17 protein-coding genes are annotated in these 17,278 nt (G+C 68.6%); 7 read left to right on the forward strand and 10 right to left on the reverse strand.

The window, feature by feature from the left end; translation table 11 throughout:
* Window positions 1-10: 10 nt before the first annotated feature.
* Entirely contained in the window at window positions 11-1,222 is a 1,212-nt protein-coding gene (locus ACN6PJ_RS18805; RefSeq protein WP_427997352.1) for an FAD-dependent monooxygenase, read from the forward strand.
* 18 nt (window positions 1,223-1,240) lie between these two features.
* Here ACN6PJ_RS18805 and ACN6PJ_RS18810 read toward each other — a convergent pair whose 3' ends face one another.
* The 4 genes from ACN6PJ_RS18810 to ACN6PJ_RS18825 all read right to left on the reverse strand — a co-directional run bounded on the left by ACN6PJ_RS18810 (window position 1,241) and on the right by ACN6PJ_RS18825 (window position 5,543).
* Window positions 1,241-1,981, reverse strand: coding sequence for an ATP-binding cassette domain-containing protein (locus tag ACN6PJ_RS18810; protein WP_427997353.1), 741 nt, complete (start codon window positions 1,979-1,981; stop codon window positions 1,241-1,243).
* A 12-nt stretch (window positions 1,982-1,993) separates the two neighbouring features.
* The gene (locus ACN6PJ_RS18815) at window positions 1,994-2,956 is read right to left on the reverse strand and encodes a sugar ABC transporter substrate-binding protein (RefSeq protein WP_427997354.1); all 963 of its coding nucleotides are present in this window, start codon (window positions 2,954-2,956) and stop codon (window positions 1,994-1,996) included.
* Between the two features lie 18 nt (window positions 2,957-2,974).
* On the reverse strand, window positions 2,975-3,916 hold the full coding sequence (locus tag ACN6PJ_RS18820; RefSeq protein ID WP_427997355.1) for an ABC transporter permease: 942 nt from the start codon (window positions 3,914-3,916) through the stop codon (window positions 2,975-2,977).
* 127 nt (window positions 3,917-4,043) lie between these two features.
* Window positions 4,044-5,543: a xylulokinase gene (locus ACN6PJ_RS18825; protein WP_427997356.1), complete on the reverse strand. Its 1,500-nt coding sequence runs from the start codon at window positions 5,541-5,543 to the stop codon at window positions 4,044-4,046.
* Between the two features lie 351 nt (window positions 5,544-5,894).
* Here ACN6PJ_RS18825 and ACN6PJ_RS18830 point away from each other — a divergent pair, with 351 nt between their 5' ends.
* The 3 genes from ACN6PJ_RS18830 to ACN6PJ_RS18840 are packed head-to-tail and all read left to right on the forward strand — an operon-like array spanning window position 5,895 to window position 8,916.
* Window positions 5,895-6,830, forward strand: coding sequence for a 3-keto-5-aminohexanoate cleavage protein (locus ACN6PJ_RS18830; RefSeq protein WP_427997357.1), 936 nt, complete (start codon window positions 5,895-5,897; stop codon window positions 6,828-6,830).
* Between the two features lie 31 nt (window positions 6,831-6,861).
* On the forward strand, window positions 6,862-8,061 hold the full coding sequence (locus tag ACN6PJ_RS18835) for an ABC transporter substrate-binding protein (RefSeq protein ID WP_427997358.1): 1,200 nt from the start codon (window positions 6,862-6,864) through the stop codon (window positions 8,059-8,061).
* 36 nt (window positions 8,062-8,097) lie between these two features.
* Window positions 8,098-8,916 carry an SDR family oxidoreductase gene (locus tag ACN6PJ_RS18840; RefSeq protein WP_427997359.1) on the forward strand — a complete coding sequence of 273 codons (819 nt, stop codon included), beginning with the start codon at window positions 8,098-8,100 and terminating at the stop codon, window positions 8,914-8,916.
* Between the two features lie 11 nt (window positions 8,917-8,927).
* Here the strand turns inward: ACN6PJ_RS18840 and ACN6PJ_RS18845 are convergent, their stop codons facing one another.
* From ACN6PJ_RS18845 to ACN6PJ_RS18860, 4 genes are all read right to left on the reverse strand, one after another.
* On the reverse strand, window positions 8,928-9,857 hold the full coding sequence (locus tag ACN6PJ_RS18845; protein ID WP_427997360.1) for a LysR family transcriptional regulator: 930 nt from the start codon (window positions 9,855-9,857) through the stop codon (window positions 8,928-8,930).
* A gap of 4 nt (window positions 9,858-9,861) precedes the next feature.
* Window positions 9,862-11,349: a DUF1254 domain-containing protein gene (locus ACN6PJ_RS18850; protein ID WP_427997361.1), complete on the reverse strand. Its 1,488-nt coding sequence runs from the start codon at window positions 11,347-11,349 to the stop codon at window positions 9,862-9,864.
* Between the two features lie 338 nt (window positions 11,350-11,687).
* Window positions 11,688-12,236: an ureidoglycolate lyase gene (locus tag ACN6PJ_RS18855; protein ID WP_427997362.1), complete on the reverse strand. Its 549-nt coding sequence runs from the start codon at window positions 12,234-12,236 to the stop codon at window positions 11,688-11,690.
* On the reverse strand, window positions 12,233-12,472 hold the full coding sequence (locus ACN6PJ_RS18860) for an Arm DNA-binding domain-containing protein (RefSeq protein ID WP_129526979.1): 240 nt from the start codon (window positions 12,470-12,472) through the stop codon (window positions 12,233-12,235). Before ACN6PJ_RS18860 ends, ACN6PJ_RS18855 begins: the two co-directional genes overlap by 4 nt.
* 79 nt (window positions 12,473-12,551) lie before the next feature.
* On the opposite strand from ACN6PJ_RS18860, the gene ACN6PJ_RS18865 reads away from it, so the two are divergent.
* Window positions 12,552-12,932, forward strand: coding sequence for a cupin domain-containing protein (locus ACN6PJ_RS18865; RefSeq protein WP_427997363.1), 381 nt, complete (start codon window positions 12,552-12,554; stop codon window positions 12,930-12,932).
* On the opposite strand, the gene ACN6PJ_RS18870 is transcribed toward ACN6PJ_RS18865, so the two are convergent.
* Both ACN6PJ_RS18870 and ACN6PJ_RS18875 read right to left on the reverse strand, forming a co-directional pair.
* The gene (locus ACN6PJ_RS18870) at window positions 12,929-14,173 is read right to left on the reverse strand and encodes an MFS transporter (protein WP_427997364.1); all 1,245 of its coding nucleotides are present in this window, start codon (window positions 14,171-14,173) and stop codon (window positions 12,929-12,931) included. The two genes, ACN6PJ_RS18865 and ACN6PJ_RS18870, sit on opposite strands and share 4 nt — an antisense overlap.
* Before the next feature lie 83 nt (window positions 14,174-14,256).
* Window positions 14,257-15,690 carry a sensor histidine kinase gene (locus ACN6PJ_RS18875; protein WP_427997365.1) on the reverse strand — a complete coding sequence of 478 codons (1,434 nt, stop codon included), beginning with the start codon at window positions 15,688-15,690 and terminating at the stop codon, window positions 14,257-14,259.
* Window positions 15,691-15,766: 76 nt separating this feature from the next.
* Here ACN6PJ_RS18875 and ACN6PJ_RS18880 point away from each other — a divergent pair, with 76 nt between their 5' ends.
* Window positions 15,767-16,402, forward strand: coding sequence for a response regulator (locus tag ACN6PJ_RS18880; protein WP_427997366.1), 636 nt, complete (start codon window positions 15,767-15,769; stop codon window positions 16,400-16,402).
* Between the two features lie 131 nt (window positions 16,403-16,533).
* Window positions 16,534-17,136: an RNA polymerase sigma factor gene (locus ACN6PJ_RS18885; RefSeq protein WP_427997367.1), complete on the forward strand. Its 603-nt coding sequence runs from the start codon at window positions 16,534-16,536 to the stop codon at window positions 17,134-17,136.
* The last annotated feature ends 142 nt before the right edge of the window (window positions 17,137-17,278 follow it).

The following is a 17,278-nucleotide window of genomic DNA, read 5'->3' on the forward strand; positions in this document are numbered from 1 at the left end:
AAGCAACGCTATGTCCCATCACTCGACGTCCTCCCCTCTGTTCCTTATCGCGGGCGCCGGCCTGGGCGGGCTGACCGCCGCGCTGGCCTTGCAGCGGCGCGGCCTGCGCGTGCGCGTGCTGGAGCAGGCGCAGGAGTTGCGCGAAGTCGGCGCCGGCATCCAGCTCAGCGCCAACGCCAATCGCGTGCTCTATCGGCTAGGCCTGGAAGCGGCGTTGATGGACGTGGCGCGTCCGACCGCCGGCAAGCGCATCCGGCTGTGGTCCAGCGGAAGGACCTGGCCGCTCTTCGATCTGGGCGCGGAGTCCGTGGCCCGCTACGGCTATCCCTACCTGACGATTTATCGCGCCGACCTGCATCGGATTCTGGCGCAGGCGGTGCGCGCCAATGATCCGGAAGCCGTCTCGCTCGGCGCGAAAGTGACGCAGTTCACGCAGGATGACAAGGGCGTCGCGGCCGTGCTGGCATCGGGCGAGCGCCTCGAAGGCAGCGCGCTCATCGGCGCCGACGGCGTGCACTCGCGCGTACGCGCCGCGTTGTTCGGCGCGGATGCGGCAGCGTTTTCCGGAACCGTCGCCTGGCGCGGCGTGATCCCGGCCGAAAAGCTGCCCGCGCACCTGCGCGAGCCCTACGCCTGCAACTGGGTGGGGCCCGGCGCGCACGTGATCCACTATCCCTTGCGGCACGGGAAGCTGGTGAACTTCGTGGGCATTCTGGAACGCGACGACTGGCAGGTCGAATCCTGGACCGAACGTGGCAGCGTGGAAGAATGCGCGCGGGATTTCGCGGGCTGGCATGAAGACGTGCAGACGCTGATACGCGCCTTGGACGAGCCCTACAAATGGGCGTTGATGTTGCGCGAGCCACTGCCGATTTGGTCCCAGGGCCGCGTGACGCTGCTTGGCGACGCCTGCCATCCCACCTTGCCCATGCTGGCGTCGGGCGCGGCGATGGCGATCGAGGACGGGTACGTGCTGGCGCGCGCGCTGGCGGCTCACCCGGACGATATTGCGCTGGCCTTCAAGCGCTACGAAGCCGCTCGCGTGGAACGCGCTTCGCGCGTGGTGCGCGGATCGGCAGAAAACGCCAGGCGCTTCCACAACCCGGCGCTGGAACACGCGCAAGGCGCCGCCGACTACGTGGACCGCGAATGGAACGAAGCGCGCGTGCGCGAACGCTATGAATGGCTGTTCAGCTACAACGCGGACGAAGCGCCGGTCTGACAGGGGCGGGAAAAAGCGTTACTCCTTGCCCGTCATCACCATGTGCGCCAGCGCGTCGGCATCCAGCCCCGCCACGTCGCGCTCGATCACCTTCGCGCCGCTCTTCAGGATCGCCACGCGATCGGCAAGCGCCACCACGTCCGCCATGTTGTGGCTGATGAGGATGACGGTGCGGCCCTCTTCCCGCAGCTTGCGCACCAGGTTCAGCACCAGCGCCGTTTCCTTGACGCCCAGCGCGGCCGTGGGTTCGTCCATGATGACCACGCGGGCATCCCAGCGCAGCGCGCGGGCGATGGCGACGGCCTGGCGCTGGCCGCCCGACATGCGTTCGACGGGGCGGTCCATGTCGTCGATGGGCACGGACAGGCGCTGCAGGTAGCCGCGCGCGTCCCGGGCCATGCGGCGCTTGTCCAGGATGCTGAGCGGGCCCACCCGGCGCACCAGCTCGGCGCCCATGAAGATGTTCTCCCAGATCGACAGGCGGGGGGCCAGGGCCAGGTCCTGGTAGATGGTGGCGATGCCTTGCACCAGGGCGTCGTGGGGCGAACGGAACACGACCGGCCTGCCATTGAGGCTCAGCCCGCCGGCGCTGGGCTCCTGCGCGCCGGAAATGATGCGGATCAGCGTGGATTTGCCCGCGCCGTTGTCGCCGCAGATGGCCATGACCTTGCCTTCCGGCACATCCAGGTCTATGCCTTTCAGGGCCTCGACGGCGCCATAGGATTTCTTGATCTGGCGTAGCGACAACGCGGCGGACATGAGGCGGGGCCCTTACTTGGCGGGTTGCAGGAATTTCTGGACGTTGGAGGCGTCGACCAACACCGAATCCATGAAGAGGTAGGGGCCCGCCGCCACGTTTTCCTTGGGCTCTTTCTTGACGACGATGCGGTCGATGGCGTCGACGGCAGTAGCGCCCATCTGCTCGAAGGGAATCATCATGGTGGCGGTGACGAGGCTGTTGGGGTCGGCGATGCGGCGGTAGGTTTCCGGACTGCCGTCTACGGACACCAGGGTGATGTCGCCCTTCTTCAGGCCCTGGGCCTGCAGCAGGTCGTCGATGACGTAGGCCTGGCCGTCGAACGAGGCCCAGACGCCCTTGAACTGGCCCTGGTGGCGCAGGAACAGGGCCTGCATGCCGTTGCGCACGTCGTCGCGCCAGCTTTGCGTGCGGGCCATGCTGAACTTGGCCAGGTCCTTGACGGCGGTGTTCTCGCTCAGCACCGCATCCAGCATCTTGCCGCGGATGCGGGTGCCGGAGTTGCCGTCGAAACGGGCCGACAGGAGGTTGCCCTGGTAGCCCATCTTGCCAAGCAGGTACAGCACCGACTGGGCGCCGGTAGCGTACTCGTTGACTTCCACGTCGAACAGCATGTGGGGGCTGGCGCCGGACATCACGCCGACCACGGGTATGCCCTTCTCCTTGGCGGCCTGGAGCTGGGCATCGGTTTCGACGGGCTTGCCCATGGCGATGACGATGGCGTCGACCTTTTTGTTGACCAGGGTGTCGAGCTGTTCTGCCAGCTTGGGAAGCGAACCTTCGGCGTTCAGCTGGGTGACGGTCCAGCCCTTGGCGCGGGCGGCTTCGGCCGCGGCGTTGGCCACGCGGGCATGGGTTTCCGAAGACATCTGGAAAGCGACTACGCCGACGTCGAAGGCGTGCGCGGCGGCGCCCAGGGCCAGCGCCTGCACGGAAAACGCGGCCAACAGCAAGTGGCGCATCAAGGATTTACGCATGGATCTTTCCCCTTCCGGTCAGAATTTGAAGGCCGCTTTCTCCAGCACGGCCGATGACACCGCGACGGACGCGATGATGATGAAGCCCAGCACGATGTCCTGCACGTAGTACGGCGCGCCCATCAGCACCAGGCCGTTGCCCAGCACCTTCAGGATCAGCGCGGCGACGAGCGTGCCGGGGATATTGGCGTGGCCGGGGTTGAACATGGTCATGCCCAGCAGCACGGCCGCGATCGCGTACAGGAAATAGTCGCCGGCCATATTGGGCGCCGCGGACGACAGGCTGGACGTGAGCAGGATGGCGGCCAGGCCCGCGCAAAGCCCGGACAGGGCCAGGCCGATGCTTTTCATGGCGCGGATATTGATGCCGGCCAGGCGGGCGGACTCGCCGGCTTCGCCGGTGGCGGTCATGCGGGCGCCGGTGCGGGTCCATTTGACCAGGAAGAAGGCAAGCAACACCGCGCCGAGCATCCACAGCACCAGGGCGGGAATGCCGAAAGGCTTGCCGCGGGCGAGGTCCGTGAACGCCGCCGGCCAGCGGCCCACATAGGACACGCCGTCGGTCAGCATGAAGGCAAAGCCGCGCGCCATGGCGGCCATGCCCAGCGTGGCGATCAGCGAGGGAACCCGCAGCCGCGTGACGGCGATGCCGTTGACCAGGCCGCAGAGCAGCCCCACGCCCAGTCCCGCGCCAACCGCGAGCAGCACGGGCTGGCCGGTGTGGACCAGCGCGCCGGTAACGACGGCGGCCAGACTGGCCACGTCGGCCACCGACAGGTCCAGTTCGGCCGTGACCAGCGCGAGGGTGAAGCCGAGCGCGATGATGGCCAGGAAGCTGGTTTCCTTGGCGATGTTCAAAAGGTTGTTGGGCGCCGCGAAGTTCGGCGCGGCCAATGCGAAGAAGCCGACCAGAACCAGTCCCGCTATTGCCGTGCCGTACTTTTCCAGGATGCCGCGCATCGACTCGACCCTTGCTGCGTTTGATTATTGTGCGGATGCCGTCGCCGGCATGCGGATGCCGGGCCGGCGGCCCGTGCTGATGGCGTCGTAGTTTATACCCCGGTGCGCCGGACGGGGACCGGCCGCGCTACATGCTGATGCCGGCAAGCGCCCGCGACACCGGCGCCAGCGCGGCTTCGGCCGCGCGGAATTGCGCGTACATGCGGCGGTAGGCGCGCGACCGGTCGGGCTGCGGTTCGTAGCGCTGCGCCACGCGCACCAACCGCTCCTGCGCGGCCGCGAAGTTGTCGTAGCGTCCCAGGCCAGTCCAGGCGGCGACCGCCGCGCCCAGCACGCCGGGCTGTTCGGCCTGCCCGACGACCAGGGCGCGCTCACAGATGTCCGCCTTGACCTGGCACCACTGCGCGTTGGACGCCGCGCCGCCGCCGAAGCGGATTTCTCCTACCGGGCTGCCCAGGGCGGCCTCGGCGCGTTCCAGCACGATGCGGTTCAGGAAGGCCACGCCCTCCAGCACGGCCCAGGCCAGGTCGCCCGGGCCATGGCGCCGGTTCAGCCCCAGAAAGGCCCCGCGCAGGTGCGGATCCCAGTACGGCACGCGCTCGCCCTGCAGGTAGGGCAGGAACAGCGCTGGCTGCGGATCGCGCGGCGCGTCCAGCAAGGCGTCCATGGCCTCGCCGACCCCCGCCATGCCTTCATCGCCCAGGCGGCCCAGCAGGGGCAGCAGCCAGGCGACGGTGTCCGCGCCGTTCTGGCCCGGCCCGCCGATCTGGTGATGGCCGCCGCCCCAATCCACCGTCATCAGGCCCTGCGCCTGCACCGGTTCGGCGCCCACGGCGCCGAAGACCTCGGTGGTGCCGGAGATGTTGTAGGCATAGCCCGGGCGCAAAGCGCCCAGGCCCGCCACGGCGGCCCAGGTGTCGTTGGCGCAGGCCACCACCGGGCGCCCCGCCAACCGGGCCAAGGCGCCCGGCAGGCCGGCCTGCACGGGGCCGACGACAGCCAGCGGATCCAGCAAGGGCGGCACCCAGGCCGGATCGGCGCCCACGGCGGTCAACAGGTCCGGCCCGCTCTCGCACGCTGCCGCGGCGGCGGCCAGCCTGGCCATCGACACCGTGTCGCTGGCCGCGCGGCCGGTGAGGCGGAAATTCAGGTAGTCCTTGGGCTCCAGCACCGCGCGCACGCGGGCCGCCTGCTGCGGCTCGGCTCGCAGCAGCCATGCCACGCGGGCCCAGGGGTGGAAGGCGTTGATCAGGCCGTGTTCGGGATGGGAGGCCGGCATGGACGCCAGCCAGGCGCCCACGTCCGCGGCGGCGCGGGTGTCGCGCCAGGTGATGGCTGGCCGGACGGCTGCCCCCTGGGCATCGAGGAACACCTGCGTGCGGGTCACCCCGCAGATCGCAACGGCCTCGACCGCGCCGAACGCGGGGCCGGCCTGCGCGGCCAGCGCGTCGGCCAGCGAGCGCAGGCCGCGCCACCACGCGTCCGGGTCGATCTCGTCCCAGCCATGGCCGGCCGCGGCGCCCGCCGGGCTATCGATAAAACAGGCATGGGCGATGCCGCCGCTGCCGTCCACCAGCGCGGCGCGGAATCGCGTGCCGCCCAGGTCCACCGCCAGCACGTAGCTCATGTTGGCGTCCCGGGGCGGCGAATCTGGCCGCGCGCGGGCGGCATGGCCCGCGGGAGGCGGGAAGTCGGACGATCGAGCATGAGAGGCGGGTTCCGCGTAATCCGGTCAGGTCGTCGAAACCGCGTTTCGACCTTGAGAAGATTGTATGGCAGCCGCGCGGGGCCGGCGGCGCCTATCCAAGCCCGTTGGCCGCTTCTCGCTGCACCGCAGCACCGGAAATCCTATCAATTGATTATTTCTGTTCAGGTGACAGGGGCCGAAGGCCTGCGACAGAATGAGCCACGCCCGGAGGAGACGCCCGGGGCCACGAAAACCCATCAACCGCGCGCGCGGCGCGCACGCCCAAGCCCCATGAAAAAATCCAGGAACAAGGTCATCATCACCTGCGCGATCACCGGCTCGGTCCACACGCCGTCCATGTCGCCCCATCTTCCCGTAACGCCAGACGAAATCGCCCAGTCCGCGCTGGACGCCGCCGCGGCCGGCGCCGCCATCGTGCACTTGCACGCGCGCAGGCCCGACACGGGCCAGCCTACCCAGGATCCCGCGCTTTACGCGCAGTTTTTGCCGCGCATCAAGCAGGCCTCGGACGTGGTGATCAACATCACGACGGGCGGCTCGCCGGTGCTGCCGCTGGCCGACCGCATGGCGCCCGCGCTGCAGTTCAAGCCCGAAGTGGCCTCGCTGAACATGGGATCCATGAATTTCGGCATGTACGAGCTGCTGGAACGCTTCAAGGAATTCAAGCATGCCTGGGAACGTCCCTATCTCGAAGGCAGCGGCGACCTGATCTTCAAGAACACGTTCAAGGACATCGAGAACATCCTGACCTCGTGCAGCGACAACGGCACGCGCTTCGAGATCGAGTGCTACGACATCGGCCACCTGTACACGGCGGCGCATTTCGTGGACCGCAAGCTGCTGAAACCGCCTTTCCTGATCCAGTCGGTATTCGGCATACGCGGCGGGATCGGCACGCATCCCGAAGACGTGATGATGATGAAGCGCACGGCGGACCGCTTGTTCGGAGACGACTACATCTGGTCGGTGCTGGCCGCCGGCCGCAAGCAGACGCCGCTGGCGACGATGGCCGCTACCATGGGCGGCAACGTGCGGGTGGGGCTCGAGGACTCGTTGTGGGACGGCCCCGGCGAGCTGGCTCGGTCGAACGCGGACCAGGTGCGGCGGATCCGGCGCATCCTGGAGGACCTGTCTCTGCAGATCGCCACGCCCGACGATGCGCGCGAGACGCTGCAGCTCAAGGGCCGCGACAACGTCGCGTTCTGACGAAAAACATCATCCAGTGGGGAGACCAACCATGAAAAAGACACTTTGCGCGGCCGCCTTGGCCGCTCTGTTCGGCATCGCCGGAGCGGCCCAGGCCGACGACGGCGTCATCCGCATCGGCTTCATCACGGACATGTCGGGGCTGTCGGCGGACGCGGACGGCCCCGGCGGCGCCGAGGCGATCAAGATGGCCGTGGCGGACCTGGGCGGCGCGGTGGCGGGCAAGAAGGTGGAAGTCCTGGTGGCCGACCACCAGAACCGCGCCGACATCGCTTCTTCGCGCGCGCGGGAATGGCTGGACCAGAAGGGCGTGAACATGCTGATCGCCGGCGCCAACTCCGCGGCCGCGCTCGCCATGGCGAAAGTGGCCGAAGAAAAGAAGACGCCGTTCTTCGTCGTGAGCGCCGGCGCCTCCGAGCTGACCAATGCGCAATGCACGCCCTATACCGTGCATTACGTGTACGACACGGTGTCGCTCGCCCGCGGCACAGCGCGGGCCATGATGAAGGAAGGCAACAAGGACTGGTACTTCCTGACGGTGGACCATGCCTTCGGCCACGCGCTGGAGCGCGACGCGTCGGCCGTGGTGCAGGCCGACGGCGGCAACGTGAAGGGCCGCGTCCGGCATCCGCTGAACGCCGCGGATTTCTCCTCGTTCATCCTGCAGGCGCAGGCATCGGGCGCCTCGGTGCTGGGCCTGGCGAATTCCGCCAGCGATACCAGCAACGCCGTGAAGGCGGCCGCCGAGTTCGGTCTGACGCCGGCGATGAAGATCGCGGGCCTGCTGGTGATCATCACGGACGTCCATGCGCTGGGCCTGCAGGCCGCCCAGGACATGTACCTGACGACGGCCTGGTACTGGGACCAGGACGAGCCCTCCCGGCAATGGGCGGCGCGTTTCGAAGCGCGCATGAAGAAGAAGCCGTCCATGCTGCAGGCCGGGGACTATTCCGCGACGTCGACCTACCTGAAGGCGGTCGCGGCCACCAACAGCACCGATGGCGACACGATCATGAAGTGGCTGAAGGCCAACCCCGTGAACGACTTCTTCGCCAAGGACGGCAAGATCCGCGCCGACGGGTTGATGGTGCACGACATGTTCCTGATGCAGGTCAAGAAGCCGTCGGAGTCCAAGGGCCCGTGGGATTACTACAAGCTCGTGGCGCGCGTGCCCGGCGACCAGATCTACACCTCGCCCCAGGAATCGGCCTGCCGCCTGATGAAACCCTGACCCCGCACGGCCCGTACGCAACTAGAAGGAATAGCCATGACCATCAAGAGCCACGTCCCGGGCGATATTTCCGCGCTGCCCGTGGACCTTTCCGGCAAGCGCGTCATCGTGACCGCGGGCGCGGCGGGGATCGGCGCGGCGATCGCCGCCGCATTCGCGGAGCGCGGCGCCCGCGTGCATATCTGCGACGTCGACGAACAGGCCCTGGCGTCCTGCCCCCACCCGAAGTCGCGGGCCGACGTGAGCCGGCGCGAGGAAGTGGACCGCTACATGCAGGAAGCGCTGGCGCACCTGGGCGGGCTGGACGTGCTGGTGAACAACGCCGGCATTGCCGGGCCGACGGCAGGCATCGCCGACATCGCGCCGCAGGAGCTGGACGCGACGCTGGACATCAACCTGGCCTCGCAGTTCCACACGGTGCGGCACGCGCTGCCCGCGCTGCGCGCGTCCGGCGGCGGCAGCATCATCAATATCAGTTCCGTGGCGGGCCGCATGGGCGTGCCGATGCGCACGCCCTACGCGGCGACCAAATGGGGCGTCGTGGGCCTGACGCGCTCGCTGGCGGTGGAGCTGGGAGGCTATGGCATACGCGTCAACGCGCTGCTGCCGGGGCTGGTGGCGGGCCCGCGGATCGAACGGGTGATCGAGGCGCGGGCGAAGAACATGGGGCTGACCGTCGACGAAGAAACCCGGCTGGAGCTTTCCGGCGTCAGCCTGCGGCAGTTCGTGCGAGCGGCGGACATCGCCAACATGGCGCTGTTCCTGGCCAGCCCGTTCGGCGCGATGGTCAGCGGGCAGGCGATCAGCATCGACGGCGACCTGCAATCCCTGCCCTGGCAGCCGCCGGCGGACTGAGGCCGGGCGGCTCAGCCGAGCAGCTCGATGGCCTGGGCGTAGATGCCGCCGCGGCGTTCCTCGGCGGTGGCGCGCAACGCGTCCAGCAGCCGCTCGGCCAAGTCCTGGTTCTGCGCCTCCCGGCGCGTGATGAGCAGGAAGTCGAACCACTGGCGCGACGCTAGCGGCCGCACCGCCAGGTCGGGATAGGCGGCCGCGATGTCCCAGGCGGACAGCGCGTTGACCAGGCTGATGCCCTTCACGGCGCGGACGGTGCCCGGCACGAGCGACATGTGCGCCCGCATGCCCGAACGCAGGATGAGCGAATCCGCGATATCGCCCTGCGCGACGACGTAGTCGGACCATAAGGGCTTGACGTAGGTTTCGGGCGGGATGTCTCCCACCGCGACCACGTCGCGGGCCGCCAGGGGGTGGTCGCGATGCGCGATGGCCACAACGTCGGTGCGCAGGAATGGCGTGAAGTTCAGGCGCGCGCTGTCGCGGCTGACCGCCCCCAGGCCGAAATCCGCCCGCATGGTCTCGACGGCGCTGATTGCCTGCACGGACGATTCGATGTCGATGGAAAACGGCCGGGTGCCGTTCGCGTCCAGATACCGGCGCACGGCATCGGGCGCGTAGCCCAGGGCCAGCGCGGGCGACGAGGCGATCCTGAGGCCCCGGCCGCCGAACTGTTCGATGCTGTGCAGCGCCTCGTCGATGCGCACCAGTTCGTCCAGCACGAACTTCGCCTCGCTGTAGAGGTACTGCCCGGCCTCCGTCGGCCGCAGCGTCTTGTGGGAGCGGTCGAACAGCTGCACGCCCGTGGCCCCCTCCAGGCGCGAAATGGCGTGGCTGATGGCGGGCTGCGTCAGGTGCATGACCTGCGCGGCCTGCCGGGTCGAGCCGGTCATGACCACCGTATAGAAGATACGCAGGTCGTGGATATTGAAATTGCGCTTCATGCCGCTATCTTGCCACCCGCCTGATTTCCGGCTGTGTCCACTTGCCGTCCAGCATGGCGGGCTTGGGCCAGTAATACCGCATCGCCACCATGAACGGCCCCTGCGGGGCGGGCAGCCAATTGGACTCCTTGGATTTCCCCGGCGACTCCGGCTGGATGTAGATCGTCACCCCGCCATCCGCATCCCGCTTCAACGACCGCAACGTGGATGAGTTGATCAGATAGCGCTTGATGGGATTGGGCACCAGTTGCTGGTCGGGAAGCCGGTACATGGTCATGGACCAGAATGCCCTGACGGGCGGCAGGCCGCGCGGCGGGAAGCGCAGGGTGTATGAGTTGCGCCCATCCAGCAGCTGGCCGTAGGCGTCCTTCTCCAGCACGGGCGCCAGGACTTCCTCGCGGCTGCCGCCGCCGAGGGCGACCTGCGCGCCGGTGGCGCGCGCCAGGTAATTGTTGTTCAGCGCCTTGCGGTCGCCGTACAGCCCGTCGGTCCGGCCATTCAGGGCCTCGCGCTTCTTGTCGATATCGTTCTGGCCGTCGTGCATGCCTTCCTGCAAGGCGCGGCGCAGCGCGGGGTGGATATTGTCGGTCTGGAAGGGTTCGCCGGGCCGCAGGCCGATGCTGGCGAAGCGCTCGCGCAGCGGCGCCTCGGAGGCATGCGCGGGCGCGAACTGCAACAGGAACGCCAGCTGGTTGTAGAACTCCAGCGAACTGCGCAACTGCGCCGGCGGCTCGGCGGGGACCCAGTGCACTTCCGCCGCGGGCGCGGGCGGACGCTGCCTGCGGAAGGAAGACAGCGTCTGGATCTTGTAGCGCGATTGGATGCGCTTGACGTTGTTCAGGTCGGCGGCATTGAAGAGCTGCGTGCGGCCCACCAGGTTGACCAGTTCCGTTTCCGACTTGAAGACCTTGGTGATGCCCGCGGGTGTCTTGCCATTCCAGCGCGGGCCGGCCACCAGAAACCTGCCGCCGCCGTTGCCGGTGCTGCGGCTGCCGATATAGGCGAAGTTATGCGTGTACAGATCCATCAACTGCAGCGCGAAGTAGCGCCCCGGCTCCATCGGGGGCACGCTGATGACGACGGGCTCCGCCCGCAGGTCCAGCACCGCGAACGAATACGGCGTGTCGGAATTGGGCGTTGCAGAGGCCTTGTCCTCGGGCGTGAAGAGGCGCGCCACGCTGTTGACGGTATTGAACGGCCCCTTGTACTGCGGGCTGCTCTTGTCGATGCTGAAGGCGTACATGGCCTGATAGCTGGCAACCATGGGGGTGCCGTACAGATAGGCTTCGCGGGCGATGGCGCGCGCCTGCTGCGCGCTGACGCCGTCGATGCCCACCGATTGCGAACCGGAGGCGGCATCGGGCGAGTTGAAGCTGCATCCGGCCAGGGCGCCTGCCAGCATGGCCGCGGCGGCCAGCCGGAAGGCGGCCCGCGCAAAGCGGTGGCGACTGCCCGCAAGAATGGATCCGGTGCTGATGTGACGGTCGCGCATTCGAGGCTCCAACGCTTGAACTGGACGGCGCCCGGGCGGCGGCGTCCCGCGCACGGCGTGAATTCCCCGGGGATTCTGTCACATTTCCCGAAGATGTAGAAGAATAGGCGTCTCCCGCACGGGAACGCGCGCGCCCGCTCTTATATCCGGATGCAGGCGGCACGCGGCGGCGGCGCCGCGATCCAGGCGCGCGAACCGCAGGCGCCCTTCGACGCATTCCGCGCCCTGTTCCGGACGGATAGCGACTGCGGCAAATGGCCGCCTTTCGCGCGGCTGGGGTACGAATCCGACGGGGCGGGCCGAGGGGGCCGCCACTGGCCGGGCGCTGGAACGCGGCCTCAGGCCGCCTGGCTCACGCCTTCGAGCTGCTGCGCGGGGATGGACGCGATCGCGCTTTCGCTGGCGGCGGCGTCCGTGGTCAGGTGCTGGATCAGGTCCAGGGTGGTGGAGCGGCGCGTCAGCATCAGGCAGGTGACCTCGGCATCGGCAACGCGCGTGGCGTGCCAGCAGCCGGGCCGCATGCAGACGCCCTGCCCCTGCGGCACCCGGAACGCCGCCAGGGTGGACAGGTCGGGGCTGCCGTCCGCCGCGCTGCGCGCCACGACCTGGATGATTTCGCCCGTCAGGGGGACGATGGCCTGCTGGGTCAGCAGGTGCTTTTCCAGGCTCGCGATTTCCCGGGACTGGCTGCGATAGTTGACCCACAGCAGCTCGGCGTCGCCGCCCGCGCCGGTATTGAACAGGTGTTCCTGCCAGAAGTCGGTGGCCGGGTTGGAATACAGCGGCACGCCGTTGCCGTCCGGCATGGGTTTGCCCAGCATCCAGCCGTAGGCACGGAAGGCCTCGGGCGTCAGGTCATTGATTTCCAGATGTTCGTTGCTCGTCATGCGGAACCCTGTGATGGCTTGGCCGCGCGGCCGCGTTTCGGAAATTCGGCATCGTAGTCGAACTCGCCTCGCGCGATGGCTTCCAGGATGGCGGCCCGCCGCTCGGCCGCGCGTTTCAGATTGGCGGCGGTGGGCTTGGCCCGGATGCGCTCGACGCAATGCCGGCCGTCATGGAAGAAGCCGATCTCGATGGACGACTCGGACGCGGGCCTGACGCCGTCGAATCCCTGGCTCATCGCCCTCTCCTGTGTTGCCGATGACCGACATGATATCGCTTTACACTGGCCCGACGCCCCTCACCCAAGGAAGCGCATCATGGCTACCGATCTGTCATCGCACTATGTCCTGCTGGACGCCTCGGGCGCCAGCTCCACCGTGGAAGGCGGGGACGCATTCTGGTCCCGGCCGCCCGATGAACTCGACCGGTTCGGACGCGGCTGGCTGCTGTCCGAATACACATTTTCCTCGGACTGGCCGCAATGGGAAATGCATCCGGAGGCCGACGAGGTCGTGCGCCTGATGTCCGGCGCGGCCGAGTTGCAGCTGGAATGGCCCACCGGCATCCAGGCCATCAGGCTGCAGGCGGGCGACGCCTATGTGATTCCGCGGGGCGCGTGGCACACGGTCAAGGTCCTCGCCCCCTGCCGCATGCTGCACGTCACCATGGGCGCGGGCACGCAGCACCGGCCGCTCTAGCCCGCCGCGCCGGCCGCGCCGCGGGCGCGCCGGATCTCGCGATCGTCGATCGGCCAGTGCAGCGCGGCCGACAGCACGCCCAGCGCCATGGCGCCAAGCCAGATCAAGTCGTAGGACCGGGTCGCCTCGAATACGATGCCGCCCAGCCATACTCCCAGGAACGATCCCAGCTGGTGGCCGAAGAACACGAAGCCGAACAGCGTCGTGATGTAGCGCACGCCGAACACCTGCGAGATCAGCCCGTTGGTCAGCGGCACGGTGCCCAGCCAGATGAAGCCCATGACGGCCGCGAAAGCGTATACGCTCCACGTCGACAACGGCAGCAGCACGAACAGGGCGATGGCCGCCGCGCGGATCAGGTAGATGCCCGCCAGCAGATACTTGCGGCGATGGTGCCCGCCCAGCAGGCCGCAGACATACGTGCCCATGACGTTGGCCAGGGCGATGATGGCCAGCGCGGCCACCCCGTCGGACGCGCGCAGGCCCTTGTCCATCAGGTAGGCCGGCAGGTGCGTGCCGATGAAGGCGAGCTGGAAGCCGCAGGCCAGGAACCCCAGGTTCAGCAGCCAGAACCCCGGCTGGGAGAAGGCCTCGCGGATGGCCGCCGGCAGCGACAGGCCGGCGTCCGGGGCGTTCGCGTCCTGCGGCCGGTTGTCCGGCTCCCTCAGCGGAAACGCCAGGGGCAGCAGCATGGCGCAAACCACCGCGAACGACAGCAGGGCCGCGACCCAGCCCCAGCCCCCGATCAGCCACTGCGCGGCCGGCACCATGGTGAACTGGCCCAATCCGCCCACCGCTCCCGCCACGCCCAGCGCCCAGCTGCGCCGCTCCGGCGCCACCAGGCGGTTCAGCGCGCCGTAGACCACGGCAAACGCCGTGCCGGACAGGGCCACGCCGATGCATACGCCCGCCGTCCACAGAAAGGCCGCGGGCGTCGCGGCATGGGCCATGCCGGCCAGCCCCAGCGCGTAGCACGCCAGGCCGCCCGCAATGACCTTGGCCGACCCGTAGCGGTCCGCGATCATGCCGGTGAAGGGCTGGACAATGCCCCAGGTAAGGTTTTGCACCGCCATGGCCATGGCGAAGGTTTCCCGGCTCCAGCCCCGGTCCATGGTGACGGGCAGCAGGAACAGACCCTGCACGTGGCGCGCGCCCAGGGCCAGGCCCATGACGACGCCGCCGGCCAGGACCAGCAGCCAGAGTTGAGGGGCATCCAGGGAAGACTTGCGTACGGCGGGCATGGCGGACCTCTGCATAAGACTTCGCCCCCCTTCGGGCGGGCACCGTGCCTATTACAGGGGGGCCGCGCCCGGGATTCAACGGATTATTTTTTGCCCGCTGCATGCCTTGCGGGAATGTCAGCGGCCGCCGGCGCCCAGATCGAAAACACCGACCCGCGCTCGGGCCGGGACCGCAGGGTGGCCTCGTAGCCCAGCAACCCCGACAGCCGGCGGACGATGGCCAGCCCCAGGCCCAGCCCCTGGCCGCCGGGCGCCCCCGCGCCGCGCGTGAATTCGGCGAACACCGTCTCCTGCGCCTGCGGCGCGATCCCGACGCCGGTATCCCACACCTGGATCAGCGTACCGCCGCGCCGGGGCCGGGCGCAGAGGAGCACGCGGCCCCTCGGCGTGTACGACAGCGCGTTGCCCAGCAGATTGTCCAGGATGCGGCGCAACAGCGCCGGGTCGGTGTCCAGTTCGACGTCCGTGGGCAGGACGGTCAGCCTGAGCCCATGCGCAAGCGCCTGCGGTTCGTAGTCCTGCCGCAGGCTTTCGAACAGATCGTCCAGCCGTAGCCGGCGCCGCTCCACGCGCAGCAGGTGCGCGTCCATGCGGGAGACGTCCAGCAAGCCGTCCAGCAGCCGGTTCAGTCCCTCCAGTACGGTTTGCTGGCGCCGCGCCACGTGCAGCGTGTCCTGCGGGCTGAGGTGGCCCTGCTCGGCCCGGCTGGCCAGGATGTCGGTGAACAGGCCCAGCGCGTGGACGGGCTGGCGCAGATCGTGCCCGGCGGCGGCCAGGAAACGCGTCTTGGCCTGGTCCGCGGCGGCGACGCGATCGCGCTCGCGTTCCAAATTCCGGATCAGGGCCATGTTCTCGAAACGCAGCGCTACGGTGGTCTTGAGGCTGCGGTAGGTGATCGCGCTGAAATAGAGATTGACGCCGAACAGGCACACGGCAAAGGCCGCGTACACCAGGTGCACGCCGTCCCCTTCGGCGAGGCAGGCCACGGTGAAAGGCGCCAGCATGGCCAGCGCCGAGCCCGCGTAGGCCGGCGGATAGGCCGATAGCGATGGCACGGCGCCGCTGCACATGCCCGCCAGCATGACGCAGCCGAACGCCAGCATCGTGTCGTCCTGCGAAAGCACGGCAGCCAGGCCAGCCAGCCCCCACAGCAGGCCGGACAGCCAGGACAGCGCGCTGAAGCCGCCCACCCAGCGCCCGAGCGCCTCGGCCGGGACCTGGCGCCGCAGGAAGGCGCGGTTGACCAGCGCCCTGAGCCCGGTAAGCACGTAGATGGCGCCGGCCCAGGCCAGCAGCAGCCATGCCGGGACGCTGGTCCGCATCACGTAGGCAACGGGCACCACTACCGCGAAATTGGCGAACAGCACGCCGTAGGACTGCCGGTACAACAGGCCGGCCAGCGCGGCAGCCGTTGAAGCGGTCTCCGTGAGCACGGGCGGGGACGGCGCCGGGATGGCGCGGGAATACTCGGAGGAAGGGGCCGGGGGCTGCGCGGCGGAGGCGGCGGAGGGAGTCATGGGCCTGGCAGGGATGGGTCCCTATAATGACGCATCATTCTGACACATTTCGTGGTCGATTCCGCCCGTCCCCCCGATGATCTTCCCCGCCCCTCGCGCGCCCCTGCGCATCCTGCTGGCCGATGACCACGGGATCGTGCTCGAAGGCCTGAAGATGGTGCTGGCCGGCATGCCCGCCGCCATCGGCGCGATCGACGAGGCCGCGACGGGCGAACAGGTGCTGGCCCTGCTGGCGGCGCATGGCGCGGACCTGCTGGTGCTGGACCTGGGAATGCCCGGCGTATCGGGGTCGGGCTGGGTGCGCGCCTTGCGCGCGAGCCACCCGGCATTGCGCATCATCGTGCTGACCGCGAACACCGACGCGCGCACGCGCGCGGCGGTGCTGGAGGCAGGCGCCGACGCATACCTGGCCAAGACGGGCAATGCCCAGGCGCTGCTCGACGCCATCGCGCGGCTGACGGACGGGCCGGCCCGCGCCCGCGCGCCGCAGGCCCCTCTGCCCGCGGTCCCCGCTGAAACCCTCACACCGCGCGAGCAGCAAGTGCTGGCGCTGGCGGCGCTCGGCGCCACGGCGGCGCAGATCGCGCAGGCGCTGCACATCAGCCCCTTCACGGCACGCAAGCACCGCGAGAACCTGATGCGCAAACTCGCCCTGCACAACACCGCCGAACTGGTCGCCTACGCAGTGCGCCTGGGCCTGCCCACGGCCTGACGCCCGCGCGCGGCGGGCCGGAAGAATACGGCATGCGCCGTATTTGCTACTGAATCTTCCAACACTAGACTGGCTCCGCAGCGCCCCGCCATCCCTTCCGCAAAGGCCACGGGGGATCGAGCAATCCGTCCATGAACCGCTGCACCGTCGCCATGCACCCTGCTCCCACCGCCGTTCTCCATCATGCCCCCCAGCCCGCCTCGCCGCGCCCGGCGCCCTCCGATCTCATCGGGCAACTGGTGCGCGAACAGCGCGTTCCGCTGCGGCGCTTCGTGGGCAGGCACATAGGCAACCACACGGAAGCGGACGACATCACGCAACAGGCGTTCGTGGAAATGTCGCTGTCGTATGCGCATTTTCGCGGCGACAGCAAACCGTCGACCTGGCTGTACGGCATTGCCCTGAACCTGATCCGCAATTATCTTTCGCGGGCAGCCGAGCGGCGCTACACCTTCGTGGACGAGAGCCTGCTCGAACCCGAAGCCTGTCCGCGCCCCGACCCATCCGCGCAGGCGGAATTGCGGCAGACGATAAGCGTGCTGGACCTGTCCATGGAGGAAATTCCCCGGGGCTCGCGCCAGGTCCTGTTGCTGATCTGCGTGGAACACCTCTCCTACGAGGACGCCGCGGCCCGCCTGGGCGTGCCCGTCGGCACGGTGCGCAGCCGCCTGTCGCGCGCCCGCGCCCTGTTGCGCACGCGCATGCAGGCTCACGGCTTGCGGCGGGACGACTGAATCCGCCAGGCCAATCGTCCTTCCAATCGGGCCGTTTGCGCCGCCGGTGAATGCCCCGTTAACGCTTCGTTTTCTATCGTTACATTTATCGAGCCATTGCTTGCTACGCGTCGTTACAGTGCTGCCTTCCCTTCTCCTTCTG

Source organism: Achromobacter sp. (assembly GCF_050285585.1).
In the GTDB taxonomy this organism is placed as follows: Bacteria; Pseudomonadota; Gammaproteobacteria; order Burkholderiales; family Burkholderiaceae_B; genus Achromobacter.